Source organism: Paraburkholderia fungorum, assembly GCF_046027605.1.
Lineage (GTDB): Bacteria > Pseudomonadota > Gammaproteobacteria > Burkholderiales > Burkholderiaceae > Paraburkholderia > Paraburkholderia fungorum_F.
In genome coordinates this window covers 231,937-245,539 of record NZ_JAQQEF010000007.1, presented here as the reverse complement: position 1 = coordinate 245,539, position 13,603 = coordinate 231,937, and the positions used below count along the sequence as shown (strand labels likewise).

12 protein-coding genes are annotated in these 13,603 nt (G+C 59.0%); 11 read left to right on the top strand and 1 reads right to left on the bottom strand.

Annotation, left to right across the window (positions count from 1 at the left end):
* Positions 1 to 350: 350 nt before the first annotated feature.
* From PQR53_RS14645 to PQR53_RS14600, 10 genes are all read left to right on the top strand, one after another.
* Positions 351 to 896 (top strand): ATP synthase subunit I, encoded by a 546-nt coding sequence (locus tag PQR53_RS14645; RefSeq protein WP_408454811.1) that lies wholly within the window; start codon positions 351 to 353, stop codon positions 894 to 896.
* 161 nt (positions 897 to 1,057) lie between these two features.
* Positions 1,058 to 1,909, top strand: a complete 852-nt coding sequence (gene atpB / locus PQR53_RS14640) for a F0F1 ATP synthase subunit A (RefSeq protein WP_408454808.1) — start codon at positions 1,058 to 1,060, stop codon at positions 1,907 to 1,909.
* Between the two features lie 92 nt (positions 1,910 to 2,001).
* Positions 2,002 to 2,271 carry a F0F1 ATP synthase subunit C gene (gene atpE, locus PQR53_RS14635; protein WP_007180033.1) on the top strand — a complete coding sequence of 90 codons (270 nt, stop codon included), beginning with the start codon at positions 2,002 to 2,004 and terminating at the stop codon, positions 2,269 to 2,271.
* A 138-nt stretch (positions 2,272 to 2,409) separates the two neighbouring features.
* Complete coding sequence (locus tag PQR53_RS14630; RefSeq protein ID WP_105510156.1) at positions 2,410 to 2,880, top strand: F0F1 ATP synthase subunit B; 471 nt, start codon at positions 2,410 to 2,412, stop codon at positions 2,878 to 2,880.
* Positions 2,881 to 2,882: 2 nt separating this feature from the next.
* A complete protein-coding gene (locus tag PQR53_RS14625) occupies positions 2,883 to 3,422 on the top strand; it encodes a F0F1 ATP synthase subunit delta (RefSeq protein WP_120346434.1) in 540 nt (179 codons plus the stop codon).
* A 58-nt stretch (positions 3,423 to 3,480) separates the two neighbouring features.
* Positions 3,481 to 5,022 (top strand): F0F1 ATP synthase subunit alpha, encoded by a 1,542-nt coding sequence (gene atpA / locus PQR53_RS14620; protein WP_408239270.1) that lies wholly within the window; start codon positions 3,481 to 3,483, stop codon positions 5,020 to 5,022.
* Positions 5,023 to 5,161: 139 nt separating this feature from the next.
* Positions 5,162 to 6,046 (top strand): F0F1 ATP synthase subunit gamma, encoded by an 885-nt coding sequence (atpG, locus tag PQR53_RS14615; RefSeq protein WP_115781412.1) that lies wholly within the window; start codon positions 5,162 to 5,164, stop codon positions 6,044 to 6,046.
* Positions 6,047 to 6,149: 103 nt separating this feature from the next.
* On the top strand, positions 6,150 to 7,544 hold the full coding sequence (atpD, locus tag PQR53_RS14610) for a F0F1 ATP synthase subunit beta (RefSeq protein ID WP_120346436.1): 1,395 nt from the start codon (positions 6,150 to 6,152) through the stop codon (positions 7,542 to 7,544).
* 254 nt (positions 7,545 to 7,798) lie between these two features.
* Complete coding sequence (locus PQR53_RS14605; RefSeq protein ID WP_012434800.1) at positions 7,799 to 8,224, top strand: F0F1 ATP synthase subunit epsilon; 426 nt, start codon at positions 7,799 to 7,801, stop codon at positions 8,222 to 8,224.
* A 317-nt stretch (positions 8,225 to 8,541) separates the two neighbouring features.
* Positions 8,542 to 10,272 carry an AMP-binding protein gene (locus tag PQR53_RS14600; protein ID WP_408454803.1) on the top strand — a complete coding sequence of 577 codons (1,731 nt, stop codon included), beginning with the start codon at positions 8,542 to 8,544 and terminating at the stop codon, positions 10,270 to 10,272.
* Between the two features lie 883 nt (positions 10,273 to 11,155).
* On the opposite strand, the gene PQR53_RS14595 is transcribed toward PQR53_RS14600, so the two are convergent.
* Positions 11,156 to 11,953, bottom strand: a complete 798-nt coding sequence (locus tag PQR53_RS14595; protein WP_408454800.1) for a transporter substrate-binding domain-containing protein — start codon at positions 11,951 to 11,953, stop codon at positions 11,156 to 11,158.
* 220 nt (positions 11,954 to 12,173) lie between these two features.
* On the opposite strand from PQR53_RS14595, the gene hemE reads away from it, so the two are divergent.
* Positions 12,174 to 13,274: a uroporphyrinogen decarboxylase gene (gene hemE / locus PQR53_RS14590; protein ID WP_408454797.1), complete on the top strand. Its 1,101-nt coding sequence runs from the start codon at positions 12,174 to 12,176 to the stop codon at positions 13,272 to 13,274.
* The last annotated feature ends 329 nt before the right edge of the window (positions 13,275 to 13,603 follow it).

Here is a 13,603-nt window from a genome sequence, read left to right as displayed (position 1 = left end):
CGCACTTACCCGGTGCAGCGCTCCATGTCCACCAAAGCTGGCAAAAACCATCGTCTGTTGCATTTTTGAGACGTCCGTAACAGCGTCGAAACGACGCATTCACACGCTTCAACCGACCTGATTCAATGGCCATGTTTTGCCTTTCCCCTGCCACCTTACATTTGCCGTGTACAGGGCGGCCGAAATCGGATTCCCGCATGGTGAAGGCCGTTTTCATGCTGGTTATTGAACGGCCTAAAGTCTTGAATTGCCTGCAACTATCGCTTACAATCGCCCGGATTTAATTGCACGGCAACCCCGTAAGCGCAGCGTAAGCTCGCGGGCTGGAACAAGACTTTCGGAACACTGCGATGGCGGTTAAAACGTCGAATCAAGCGCCGAAGAATGGGCGTGACGACCACCGCGCTGAACGCACCATTTCCGATGCGTCCACCGGTCAGCACGTTACAACTGACGATGCGTGGGATGTCGAGCAACAAGATAACAATATCGTTCCGCTCACGCGGGCTGAGGCTGAAAAGCTGTTTGGTCCGAACGTGAGTCGTCCATCGCGCGTCACGCCTTTCAAGGTCGTGGCGGCGCAAATGGCTTTGTCCCTGGGTGCTACGCTGGTGTGGTGGCTGTTCTATAAGCCGCCGGGCGCTGCTGCGCTGTCCGCGTTCCTGGGAGGGGCGATTTGCTGGGTACCGGGCGCGTTGTTCGCGGCACGCCTTAGAACGCTGAGTGGCGCCGAAACAGTGATGAGCTGGATGATCGGCGAAGCGCTCAAGATGGGGGCAACGATCGCGATGTTTGTAGCCATCGCTTTCTGGTATCACGACGTACGCTGGGTGCCGCTGCTCGTGACTTACCTCATCGCGCTCAAGACTTACTGGATCGCCCTCGCGTGGCGCTAAGGTAGTAGCAGAGAATAGCAACACAAAATTCAGGCCGGCGCGCAGCGCTGGCATAAGGAGTGCGGATATGACACGATCCGCACCCGGCGTGTTCCCGCAATAGAGAATTGCGGCGGGAACGGCCTAAGACGATTTTCGACAATTTGGGTGGCATTAACGATATGGCAGCTAGCGAAGGCACGCGCGCTCTGGATCCGTCCGAGTACATCGCGCACCACTTGCAGAACTTTTCCACCGCGCACCAGACGTCGATTTTCGACATCCATGTGTGGAATCTGGACACCCTTTTCTGGTCGATCGTTTGCGGTCTGGCCACGATCGCCATCCTCCATCTGGCCGCTCGCAAGGCGACATCCGGCGTGCCGGGTCGTTTCCAGTGCGCGATCGAAATGCTGGTCGAGATGGTCGAAGATCAATCGAAGTCGATGATCCACGGCTCGCGCACCTTCATCGCACCGCTGGCACTAACCGTGTTCGTCTGGGTCGCGTTGATGAATTCGCTCGACTTCATCCCCGTCGATCTGCCGGGCCGCGTGATCGGCTGGCTGGGCCTCTCGCAAGCCATCCCCCATCATCGCATCGTGCCGACCGCCGACCTGAACGGCACGCTCGGCATTGCACTCGGCGTGTTCGCGCTGATGATTTACTACAACTTCAAGATCAAGGGCGCAGGCGGCTTCGTGCATGAACTGCTGTCGGCTCCGTTCGGCGCGCATCCGCTGCTGTGGATCCCGAACCTTGCATTGAACATCATCGAGTTCGTCGCAAAGACGGTTTCGCTCGGCATGCGGCTGTTCGGCAACATGTACGCGGGTGAGCTGTTGTTCCTGCTGATTGCTCTCCTCGGCAGCATGTGGGGTTTCGGCGCGGACGCGTCAGTGCTCGGCTTTATCGGCCACGTCATCGCAGGTACGGTCTGGGCGATCTTCCACATCCTGATCGTTCTGCTGCAAGCGTTCATTTTCATGATGCTGACGCTGGTGTACATCGGACAGGCACACGACAGCCACTAATCACGGCGTGTCGAACGACGAATTGTTTTAGTTTTGTTTTATTAAATCCCAGTTCCAACCAGTTCTAAAAGACTTTTCACAAAGGAGTGATCATGCAAGCTTTCATCGCCAACATCCAGGGTCTGACCGCCATCGGTATCGGCATCATCATCGGCCTGGGTGCAATCGGCGCCTGTATCGGTATCGGCCTGATGGGTGGCAAGTACATCGAAGCATGTGCTCGTCAGCCGGAACTGATGAACCCGCTGCAAACCAAGATGTTCCTGCTGGCTGGTCTGATCGATGCGGCGTTCCTGATTGGCGTTGGTGTGGCAATGCTGTTCGCGTTCGCGAACCCGCTGCTGTCGAAGCTGGCAGGCTGAGGTTCCTCGGAAGTTTGCGCCTGAGCTATAACTGGTAAAGGCGCAGGGCGGAACGGGCACTTGGGCGCTGATCGAATACAGAATCGATGAGCGCCTTGCCGTTTCACTTTCCGAACTAGCAACGTTTAAGGAAACACCGTGAATCTCAACGCAACCCTGTTTGCGCAAATGGTCGTGTTCCTGATCCTCGCGTGGTTCACGATGAAGTTCGTGTGGCCGCCGTTGATCAACGCCCTCGACGAGCGCTCGAAGAAGATTGCTGACGGTTTGTCTGCGGCTGAAAAGGGTAAGGCTGAACTCGAAGCCGCTCACAAGCGCGTCGACCAGGAACTCGCTCAGGCACGCAACGACGGTCAGCAACGTATTGCTGACGCAGAAAAGCGCGCTGTGACAGTCGCTGACGAAATCAAGGCTCAAGCACACGCAGAAGCCGCTCGCATCATCGCGCAAGCGAAGGCCGACGCGGACCAGCAAGTCGTGAAAGCGCGCGAAACGCTGCGCGGCGAAGTCGCTGCACTCGCCGTGAAGGGCGCTGAACAGATCCTGAAGCGCGAAGTCGACCAGGCAGCTCACGCTGACCTGCTGAATCAACTGAAAGCCGAGCTCTGATCATGGCCGAACTTGCAACCATCGCCCGTCCGTACGCAGAAGCGCTGTTTGGTGTGGCCGAAGCTGGTGACATCGCCGCCTGGTCCACGCTCGTGCAGGAGCTGGCACAGGTTGCGCGTCTGCCCGAAGTGCTGTCGATTGCCTCGAGCCCGAAAGTAAGCCGCGCCCAGGTCAGCGAACTGCTGCTGGCCGCGGTCAAGTCGCCGCTCAAGGACAACGCGCAAGCGAAGAATCTGGTGCAAATGCTGGTCGATAACCATCGCCTGCAATTGCTGCCGGAAATCGCTGTGCAGTTTGAAGAGTTGAAGAACGCCCGCGAAGGGGCGGCAGATGTGCTGATCGTCAGCGCATTCCCGCTCGAAGGCGCGCAGTTGAACGAACTCGTCGCAAGTCTCGAACGCAAATTCAAGCGCAAGCTGAAGCCGACGGTCGAAGTCGACTCGTCGCTCATCGGCGGCGTGCGCGTGACGGTTGGCGACGAAGTGCTCGATACCTCGGTCCGCGCGCGGCTTGCCAGCATGCAGACGGCTCTGACGGCCTGAAGCGCCCGAGGCGCTTCAGCGGCTGGCACGCAACAGAATTGACTATCAGGAGCGAATAATGCAACTCAATCCCTCTGAGATCAGCGAGCTGATCAAGAGCCGGATCCAGGGCCTTGAAGCGAGCGCAGACGTTCGCAACCAGGGCACCGTGATCTCCGTGACCGACGGTATCGTGCGTATCCACGGCCTGTCGGAAGTGATGCAGGGCGAAATGCTCGAATTCCCGGGCAACACCTTCGGTCTCGCACTGAACCTCGAGCGCGACTCGGTCGGCGCCGTGATTCTGGGTGAGTACGAACACATTTCGGAAGGCGACATCGTCAAGACGACGGGCCGCATTCTCGAAGTGCCGGTGGGTCCGGAACTGCTCGGCCGCGTGGTCGATGCACTCGGCAACCCGATCGACGGCAAGGGCCCGGTCAACGCGAAGAAAACCGACGCAATCGAAAAGATTGCTCCGGGCGTGATCTGGCGTAAGTCGGTTTCTGAGCCGGTTCAAACTGGTCTGAAGTCGATCGACGCGATGGTGCCGGTTGGCCGTGGCCAGCGTGAGCTGATCATCGGCGACCGCCAGTGCGGCAAGACCGCAGTCGCAGTCGACGCGATCATCAACCAGAAGGGCAAGAATCTCTTCTGTATTTACGTCGCGATCGGCCAGAAGGCTTCGTCGATCATGAACGTGGTGCGCAAGCTGGAAGAAACCGGCGCGCTGGAATACACAATCGTCGTGGCCGCATCGGCTTCGGAATCGGCTGCGATGCAATACCTCGCACCGTACGCCGGCTGCACGATGGGCGAATACTTCCGCGATCGTGGTCAAGATGCGCTGATCGTTTATGACGATTTGACCAAGCAAGCTTGGGCATACCGTCAGATCTCGCTGCTGCTGCGCCGTCCGCCGGGTCGTGAAGCTTATCCGGGCGACGTGTTCTATCTGCACTCGCGTCTGTTGGAGCGTGCTGCTCGCGTCTCGGAAGAGTACGTCGAGAAGTTTACGAACGGCGAAGTGAAGGGCAAGAGCGGTTCGCTGACAGCACTGCCGGTCATTGAAACGCAAGCAGGCGACGTGACCGCATTCGTCCCGACGAACGTGATCTCGATTACCGACGGCCAGATCTTCCTGGAAACCGACCTCTTCAACGCAGGTATCCGCCCGGCAATTAATGCTGGTGTGTCGGTGTCGCGCGTTGGCGGTGCGGCTCAAACCAAGGTGGTGAAGAAGCTGTCGGGCGGTATCCGTACCGACTTGGCGCAGTACCGTGAACTGGCAGCGTTCGCACAGTTTGCATCGGACCTCGACGAAGCTACCCGCAAGCAGCTGGAGCGCGGCCGCCGCGTGACGGAATTGCTGAAGCAACCGCAATATCAACCGCTGCAAGTGTGGGAACTGGCAATCGCTCTGTTCGCCGCGAACAACGGTTACCTCGACGATCTGGAAGTTGCGCAAGTGCTGCCGTTCGAAAAAGGCCTGCGCGAATATCTGAAGTCGAGCCACGCTGACCTGGTCAAGCGCATCGAAGATACCAAGGAACTCTCGAAGGACGACGAAGCCCTGCTGCATACGGCTCTCAAAGACTTCAAGAAGTCCGGCGCTTATTGATTTGCGAGTGATCCGCAAGGCATAAACGGACCTTGAAGCGGCGCGGGCCGCAAGCAACTGAACCCGCGTTGCTTCGATCGCTTTGCATGGGACCCGAGTCAGCGCTGAAGCGCTAACTCGGGCCGACAAGGAGCAAGCAATGGCTGGAATGAAGGAAATTCGCGGCAAGATCAAGAGCGTGCAAAACACGCGCAAGATCACGAAAGCGATGGAGATGGTGGCCGCATCGAAGATGCGCCGCGCTCAGGAGCGCATGCGCGCTGCTCGCCCGTATGCCGACAAGGTCCGCGATATCGCTGCACACATGAGCCGTGCGAACCCCGAGTATCGTCACCCGTTCATGGTGTCGAACGAAGGCGCGAAGACGGCTGGCATCATCCTCGTCACGACCGATAAAGGTCTGTGCGGCGGTATGAACACCAACGTGCTGCGTGCGTCGCTGCAGAAGTTCAAGGAACTGGAAGGTCAGGGCAAGACGATCGAAGCAACTGCGATCGGCACCAAGGGTCTGGGTTTCCTGAATCGTCTGCGCGCCAAGGTGGTGTCGAATGTCGTGCATCTGGGCGACACGCCGCATCTGGAAAAGCTGATCGGCGCGGTGAAGGTGCAGCTCGACCTGTACTCGGAAGGCAAGGTTTCGGCGGTGTACCTGGCGTACACGCGCTTCGTCAACACGATGAAGCAGGAGCCGGTGATCGAGCAGCTGTTGCCGCTGTCGGCAGACCAGTTCGAGCGCAAGGACGAAGACGGCACGACGCCGAGCACGCAGTGGGACTACATCTACGAGCCGGATGCACAGGCAGTGGTGGACGAACTGCTGGTGCGTTATGTCGAAGCGCTGGTCTATCAGGCCGTCGCGGAAAATATGGCATCGGAGCAGTCGGCCCGAATGGTCGCAATGAAGGCCGCTTCGGACAACGCGAAGACGGTTATCAACGAACTGCAGCTCGTGTACAACAAGAGCCGTCAGGCCGCGATCACGAAAGAACTGTCGGAAATCGTCGGTGGCGCCGCTGCGGTCTGATCTTAGCGGTCAGGCTTGCCGCTTGGGGCGGACCCCCACGAGGCGTGCCCATCGAAACTGCGCCTTTGCGCGAGTGAAGAATTGAGTATCTAAAGGAAAAGCGATGAGTACTACTGCTTTGGTAGAAGGCAAGATCGTACAGTGCATCGGCGCGGTGATCGACGTGGAATTCCCGCGTGACCACATGCCGAAGATTTACGACGCGCTCATTCTCGACGGTTCGGAACTGACCCTCGAAGTCCAGCAGCAGCTGGGCGACGGCGTTGTCCGTACCATCTGTCTGGGTGCATCGGACGGCCTGCGCCGTGGCACGACGGTGAAGAACACCGGCAAGCCGATCAGCGTGCCGGTTGGCAAGCCGACCCTCGGCCGGATCATGGACGTGCTGGGTCGCCCGATCGACGAAGCCGGCCCGATCAACTCGGACGTGGTTCGCGGTATTCACCAGAAGGCTCCGGCGTTCGACGAACTGTCGCCGTCGACGGAACTGCTCGAAACCGGCATCAAGGTTATCGATCTGATCTGCCCGTTTGCCAAGGGCGGTAAGGTTGGCCTGTTCGGTGGCGCCGGTGTGGGCAAGACCGTGAACATGATGGAACTGATCAACAACATCGCCAAGGAACACGGTGGTTACTCCGTGTTCGCCGGTGTTGGCGAGCGTACCCGTGAAGGGAACGACTTCTATCACGAAATGAAGGACTCGAACGTTCTCGACAAGGTCGCGCTGGTGTACGGCCAGATGAACGAGCCGCCGGGCAACCGTCTGCGCGTCGCGCTGACGGGTCTGACGATGGCTGAGCACTTCCGTGACGAAGGTCTCGACGTGCTGTTCTTCGTCGACAACATCTACCGTTTCACGCTGGCAGGCACGGAAGTGTCGGCACTGCTCGGCCGTATGCCGTCGGCAGTGGGCTATCAGCCTACGCTGGCTGAAGAAATGGGTAAGCTGCAAGAGCGTATTACGTCGACCAAGACCGGCTCGATCACGTCGGTTCAAGCCGTGTACGTCCCTGCGGATGACTTGACCGACCCGTCGCCGGCTACGACTTTCGGCCACCTGGACGCAACTGTCGTGTTGTCGCGTGACATCGCTTCTCTGGGTATTTACCCGGCAGTCGACCCGCTCGATTCGACCTCGCGTCAGATCGACCCGAACGTGATCGGCGAAGAGCACTACGCAATCACGCGCGGCGTGCAGCAAACGCTGCAGCGCTACAAGGAATTGCGCGACATTATCGCGATTCTGGGCATGGACGAACTGGCGCCGGAAGACAAGCTCGCCGTGGCGCGCGCTCGTAAGATTCAGCGTTTCCTGTCGCAGCCGTTCCACGTTGCTGAAGTGTTTACGGGCTCGCCGGGCAAGTACGTGCCGCTGAAGGAAACGATTCGTGGCTTCAAGATGATCGTCGACGGCGAGTGCGACCACCTGCCGGAACAAGCGTTCTACATGGTCGGCACGATCGACGAAGCTTTCGAAAAGGCCAAGAAGATCCAGTAAAGGTCGGGGGTAGGCAATCAGGCGCGGCGAGCCACGCCGCTGAATAAGCAACACGTGACTTATCGCGCCTATCATTACGCTCAACCCAGCCTTGCATGGGACGAGGCGCGCGAGCGCTGCATGGGACCGAAGTAAATGCTAAAGCACTAACTCCGGTCGACATAAGCGCTAAAGCGCTAACTCTCGCCGAGCTTTGCAGGGGACCAGAGTAAGCGCTAAAGCGCCAACTCTGGTCGCCACAGGAGTCGACACTTATGGCAACAATCAAGGTAGACGTCGTCAGCGCGGAAGAGCAGATCTTCTCGGGCCAGGCGAAGTTCGTCGCGCTGCCGGGCGAAGCAGGTGAACTCGGCATTTTGCCGGGCCACACACCGCTCATCACGCGGATTCGTCCGGGTGCGGTGCGCATCGAAGCTGAAAACGGTGAAGAAGAGTTCGTGTTCGTCGCCGGCGGCATTCTCGAAATCCAGCCGGGCGCTGTGACGGTTCTCGCCGACACGGCAATCCGCGGCAAGGATCTGGACGAAGCCAAAGCCGAAGATGCTCGCAAGCGCGCGGAAGAAGCGCTGCAGAACACGGGCTCGAACCTCGAATACGCAACCGCGCAAGCGGAACTGGCGTATGCGACGGCTCAGCTCGCTGCGATTCAGCGTCTGCGCAAGCTGCGCGGTCAGAACTAGGCATCACGTATCAGAGAGAAAGCAGCCTTTGTGGCTGCTTTTTTTTGGTCGCTAGTTGACGTTTACGGAAAGGTAAGAAAAATTCGCTTTCGTGCTTCTAACGGCTTGCGATGCGCAACTCGCGGGCCGCGACCGAGGAGCACAGGTGCGCGCAGGAGGAGAGCCGCGACTTCGCCGCGGCATCTTGCAGCAACAGCTGTCCATCAATGCGCTGCGGGTAACACTTGATGCCTCTCGGACGAACGCCAGTGGCACAATTGATTTCAAATCCATTTCAATATTCAATAGGGCGAGCTTCCGCTCACGGAGACACCACCATGGCAACGCACGTTTCAGGCGATGGCGCACTCATCGAACCAAAGGACAACCTGTCGTACGTTCGCGGGTCCACCGAGATCCCGTTGAGCGAAGCGCCGGTCGGGCAGTTTTTGCGTGACACCGCGGAGCGCTTTCCTGACCGACCGGCCGTGGTGTTTCGTGAGCAACGCATCCGTTGGACATGGAAGGAGTTCGCCGAAGAGGTGGATGTGCTGGCATCCGGGCTGCTTGCACTCGGCATTGTGAAGGGCGACCGCGTAGGCATCTGGTCACCGAACCGGGTGGAATGGCTGCTTACGCAGTTCGCGACCGCGCGCATCGGCGCGGTGCTGGTCAACATCAATCCAGCCTATCGCCTTGCGGAGCTTGAATATGCGCTGAACAAGGTCGGTTGCAAGGCGATCATTGCGGCCGAGCGGTTCAAGACGTCGATGTACCTCGAGATGCTGCAGGAGCTCGCGCCGGAGCTGGCGACGCAAACCCCGGGTGAACTGCATGCTGCTCGCCTGCCGGACCTGCGTTACGTGATCCGCATGTGCGACACGGAGACGCCCGGCATGCTGAGCTTCTCCGACGTGATCGAGCAGGGTCGCGTGACACTCGACGTTGCCAGGCTCGACGCGATCGGTACGACCCTGTCCTGCCACGAGCCGATCAACGTCCAGTTCACCAGCGGCACGACGGGTAATCCGAAAGGCGCAACGCTGACCCATAGCAACGTCGTCAACAACGCGCGCTATATCGCGATGGCGATGCGTCTAACGGAACAGGACGGCCTATGCATCCCCGTTCCGCTCTATCACTGCTTCGGCATGGTGCTGGCGGTGCTGGCGTGCGTATCGGCCGGCGCGAATATGGTGTTTCCGGGCGAGGGCTTCGAGCCGGCCGCGACGCTCGCTGCCGTCGCCGAAGAGCAGTGCACGGCTTTGCACGGGGTGCCGACCATGTTCATCGCTGAACTCGATCATCCGAATTTCGCTACCTACGACTTCTCGCGTCTGCGCACCGGCATCATGGCCGGTTCGCCATGCCCGATCGAGACAATGAAGAAGGTCGTTTCGAGGATGCATCTAAACGAGATCACCATCGCCTACGGCATGACGGAAACGAGCCCGGTGTCTTTCCAGAGCTCGACCACCGACCCGCTCGACAAGCGCACCACGACGGTTGGCCGCATCCAGCCGCATCTCGAAGTGAAGATCGTCGATCCGCTCGGTGAGATCGTGCCGGTGGGCGAGACAGGCGAACTATGCACCAAAGGTTATTCGGTGATGCAAGGCTATTGGGGCGACGAAGCGAAGACGCGGGAAAGCATCGTCGACGGCTGGATGCACACCGGCGATCTGGCGACGCTCGATGCCGAGGGCTACTGCAACATCGTTGGCCGACTGAAGGACATGCTGATTCGCGGTGGAGAAAACATCTACCCGCGTGAGATCGAAGAGTTTCTATTCCGGCATCCGAAAATCCAGAGCGTGCAGGTGTTCGGCGTGCCCGACGCAAAGTACGGAGAGGAAGTGTGTGCGTGGATCGTTTTACGCGCGGGCGAGCAGGCCACAGGAGAGGACATTCAGCAGTTCTGCCACGGCCAGATCGCGCACTACAAGATACCGAAGTACATCCGCTTCGTTGACGAATTGCCGATGACGGTGACCGGCAAAGTGCAGAAATTCATCATGCGCGAACGGATGATCAGCGAATTGAAGGTGCAGGAAGACAAGACTGCCTGACGGCCATGCTGGTTCGGCGCCGCACGAAGATTCGCGCGGCGCCGGCCGGCATTTTGGGGAAAACCGCTTGCAGCGAAGAGGCTCGCGAGGGAGGCAATTGCGCGGTTGAAAAACCTGCGAAATCGATCCGCCAACAAGCTCGCAAACGTTTGACCGGACGAAAAAAAAGCGGGCCTGGAGCCCGCTAAAAACCACACGCTACGGGGTTAGCGCGAGGAGACCAAAGTTGGAACCGACTGAGACGACGACCCTGCGCCGACTACGGCCCCAGCAGGGATGCCCCTTTACAGGGCTTCGGCATACGCCGACCGGCAAGTGCATCGTATCCGCTCACACCACGCACCCAGCCACATCCGTGTTGAAACCGTTGAAGGCATTGTGGGCGAATTAACCTACGAGCGCGGTAACAAAGTGTTTCAGGTTGTAACGCCCGCCAGATAAGGCGCCCAGGGATTTATTGCCAATCGGAAACGTTTTAAGCGCAATTTTTACCGATGACTGATGCGCAATTTCATACGCCTGATTGATGCTATTCGCGACGCATATTGCGGCGTAATCCGTTCAGTCGATCCCGCATGAAATAGTTGCATGATCATCTTTTTCACACCGAATCGACTGTGTTACAAGCGCTTTTCGAGCATCAGCAAATCTTCGGTTAGCTGTCAAACGCTCATGCTGCGTCGCAGCAATTTGGCCGGGCGGACAAAATATACGGAGGGGACCTCTGGATCAGCCCCTTATTCAAACCGCATTGTTCGAGTTTTGCTTAACACCTTGGGGCCCGGTTACATGATTGTGCCGACCGCGTGAACCTATTGAGCGATCAGCCCCACATGTTTTCCCGGACCGGGCGCGATTCGCGCCGAACCCCGCAATCCTCACTTCACTTCAGCCACTTATCCGAGATCGCCTGATACTCGCCAGTCGCTCGCGCAAGGTGCAACCACTGGTCGACGTACTGCTGAAACGCCACGTCGCCACGCGGCAACAGCCAGGCCTTCTCGCCGTACTGGAAGGGCTTGTCCGGATGCACCGAGCAAAGACCTGGATTCAGTTTTTGCTGCAACAGGGTCTCCGACGCGTCCGTCACCATCACATCGGCCTTGCCGGCAAGAATCTGCTTGAAGACCGTCACGTTGTCCGGATAGACAGTCAAGTTCGCATGTGGGAAATACTGCTTGGCGAAACGCTCGTTAGTGCCGCCCGGATTGACGATCACGCGTGTCGACGGTTGATCGATCTGCGCCACGGTTTGATATTTGTTGACGTCGTCGCACCGAACGATCGGCGTCTTGCCATCCACCATGTACGCCTGCGTGAAAAACGCACGCTTCTGGCGCTCGAGCGTCGGCGAAACACCGCCCACGCCGATGTCGCATTTCGCGACGAAGTCGTTCATCAGGTTCGACCACGATGTTTTGACGAATTCCGTCTTTACGCCGAGCGATTTGGCGAGCGACTCGGTCATGTCGATATCGATGCCCTCGAACTGGCCGTCCGCTTTGTAGAACGAGTACGGCTTGTAATCGCCGGTCGTACAGGCGCGCAGGGTGCCGCGCGCAAGTATTTCGTCAAGCCGCGAGGGCGCCGCGGCGGTTGTGCTGGTCTGGGCATGGGCGACGCCCGTGTGCATCAAAAAGCCGGCCAGGATGCCGGCTAATGCGAGTGCTGCCTTGTTCATCAGGTCTCCTTGGTTGCGCGTAATTGTTTGTTTGGAAAGCCGTCGGATGATAGCCCGGCAAATCGCGCTTGAACATTGGCCGTTCAGCTGAGTCATGGCGCCGCGGGCAGCCGCAAAAAAAGGCCACCGCAACCGAGGCGCGACGGTTATTGCGTACATCAGGCGCGATGCGGCAAGCCGCGTCCGGTAAAATGGCCCTTTGCCTTCGGTCGTACGCAACATGGCTCATAAACTCCTGAACGATACCTTCCTGCGCGCGCTACTGCGCCAGCCGACCGACTACACGCCGATCTGGCTGATGCGGCAGGCTGGCCGTTATCTGCCGGAATACAACGCCACGCGGGGTCGCGCGGGCAGTTTCCTCGGTCTGGCGAAGAACCCGGCGTACGCAACGGAAGTCACGTTGCAGCCGCTCGAGCGCTATCCGCTCGACGCCGCGATCCTGTTCTCGGACATCCTGACGGTGCCGGACGCGATGGGCCTGGGTCTCGAGTTCGTTGCCGGCGAGGGCCCGAAATTCGCCCGGCCGGTGCGCACGGAAGACGATGTGGCACGCCTCGCGGTGCCGGATATCGACGCCACATTGCGCTATGTGACCGACGCCGTGCGCGAAATCCGTACCGCGCTCACCGACGCGCAAGGCCGTCAGCGCGTGCCGCTGATCGGTTTTTCAGGCAGCCCCTGGACACTGGCGTGCTACATGGTCGAAGGCGCCGGCTCGGCGGACTTCCGCACCGTCAAATCAATGTTGTACGCGCGCCCGGATCTGATGCACCGTATTCTCGACGTCAACGCGAAGTCGGTTGCAGCGTACCTGAATGCGCAGATCGAAGCGGGCGCGCAAGCCGTGATGATCTTCGACACGTGGGGCGGGGCGCTCGCGGACGGCGCCTACCAGCGCTTCTCGCTGCAGTACATCCAACAGGTCGTGAGCCAGCTGAAACGTGATCACGACGGCGAAAAAGTACCGGTGATCACCTTCACGAAGGGCGGTGGATTGTGGCTCGATGAGATCGCCGGGATTGGCGTGGATGCGGTCGGTCTCGACTGGACCGTGAACCTGGGCAAGGCGCGTGAGCGTGTGGGTAGCAAGGTGGCACTCCAGGGCAATATCGATCCTTCCGTGCTGTTTGCGCCGCCAGCTTCGATCCGCATGGAAGCGCGCGCTGTGCTCGACAGCTTCGGCAATCATCCTGGCCATGTTTTCAATCTGGGCCATGGTATTTCGCAGTTCACGCCGCCGGAAAATGTTGCCGAACTCGTCGACGAAGTCCATCGTCATAGCCGCGCGATTCGCAGCGGCGCCCACGCACCAACCTGACGCCGTAATCGTTACCATTTTTGCTGCGGCGCAGCGAGCTGGGCTCTCGCTCTAAGGCAAACATTGCAGTGAATGGGCCGTCGGATGGCGATCCCGCGAAAGTCAAGACTTGACTTATGCACATTGTTCACGCTGCGGCGCGGTAGAAGCTTTCGTCGTGCCATTACCCTTGCACATTGCCGGCGCATTTGATCTAAGCCTTGTCTGGCAAGGGTTTCAAGGGTTTACGACAGAATGTGCGGAATCCCACAGAAGGCCGCTGCGGCGCGGTTCCCAGCCCTTCTGAGTGAAGTTCTCAACAAAGTTATCCACAGGCAAGCGGGCCGATT

Coding starts and splice junctions, on each gene's coding strand:
- PQR53_RS14645 (WP_408454811.1), top strand. CDS start 351: ATGGCGGTTAAAACGTCGAATCAAGCGCCGAAGAATGGGCGTGACGAC.
- atpB (WP_408454808.1), top strand. CDS start 1,058: ATGGCAGCTAGCGAAGGCACGCGCGCTCTGGATCCGTCCGAGTACATC.
- atpE (WP_007180033.1), top strand. CDS start 2,002: ATGCAAGCTTTCATCGCCAACATCCAGGGTCTGACCGCCATCGGTATC.
- PQR53_RS14625 (WP_120346434.1), top strand. CDS start 2,883: ATGGCCGAACTTGCAACCATCGCCCGTCCGTACGCAGAAGCGCTGTTT.
- atpA (WP_408239270.1), top strand. CDS start 3,481: ATGCAACTCAATCCCTCTGAGATCAGCGAGCTGATCAAGAGCCGGATC.
- atpG (WP_115781412.1), top strand. CDS start 5,162: ATGGCTGGAATGAAGGAAATTCGCGGCAAGATCAAGAGCGTGCAAAAC.
- atpD (WP_120346436.1), top strand. CDS start 6,150: ATGAGTACTACTGCTTTGGTAGAAGGCAAGATCGTACAGTGCATCGGC.
- PQR53_RS14605 (WP_012434800.1), top strand. CDS start 7,799: ATGGCAACAATCAAGGTAGACGTCGTCAGCGCGGAAGAGCAGATCTTC.
- PQR53_RS14600 (WP_408454803.1), top strand. CDS start 8,542: ATGGCAACGCACGTTTCAGGCGATGGCGCACTCATCGAACCAAAGGAC.
- PQR53_RS14595 (WP_408454800.1), bottom strand. CDS start 11,953: ATGAACAAGGCAGCACTCGCATTAGCCGGCATCCTGGCCGGCTTTTTG.
- hemE (WP_408454797.1), top strand. CDS start 12,174: ATGGCTCATAAACTCCTGAACGATACCTTCCTGCGCGCGCTACTGCGC.